General features: G+C 67.3%; 1 protein-coding gene. It reads left to right on the forward strand.

Annotation, left to right across the window (positions count from 1 at the left end):
* Positions 1-620 (forward strand): zinc-binding dehydrogenase (locus tag NQU54_RS48750; RefSeq protein WP_257636679.1); only part of this gene is annotated, 620 nt, incomplete at both ends.

Here is a 620-nt window from a genome sequence, read left to right on the forward strand (position 1 = left end):
GCGTTCCCCATCGTGTATCTGACCGCCTACTACGGACTGCACGACCTCGCCGCCCTCAAACCAGGCGAACGCGTCCTCATCCACGCCGGCACCGGAGGCGTCGGCACCGCCGCCATCCAACTCGCCCAACACCTCGGCGCCGAAGTCTTCGCCACCGCCAACCCCACCAAATGGCCCCACCTACGCGCCATGGGACTCGACGACCACCACATCGCCACCTCCCGCACCCCCGACTTCGAAACCACCTTCCACACCACCACCCAAGGCCAAGGCATCCACGTCATCCTCAACTCCCTCACCGACAACCTCACCGACGCCTCCCTCCGCCTCCTCACCCCCAACGGCCGATTCATCGAAATGGGCAAAACCGACCTCCGCAACGCCGAGGAGGTGGCACGGACACATCCGGGTGTGATATACCGCGCGTTCGACATCGCCGACGACGCGGGCCCGGATCGCATCGGCGCGATGCTGGTGGAGCTGGCCGGGTTGTTCGAGCGGGGAGCGCTGCGGGGTCTTCCGGTGCGGTGCTGGGACGTGCGGGAGTCGGTGGACGCCTTCCGCTTCATGGCCCAGGCCCGCCACATCGGCAAGGTCGTCCTCACCATCCCCCACACCCC

The organism is Streptomyces malaysiensis subsp. samsunensis (assembly GCF_024519315.1).
In the GTDB taxonomy this organism is placed as follows: Bacteria; Actinomycetota; Actinomycetes; order Streptomycetales; family Streptomycetaceae; genus Streptomyces; species Streptomyces malaysiensis.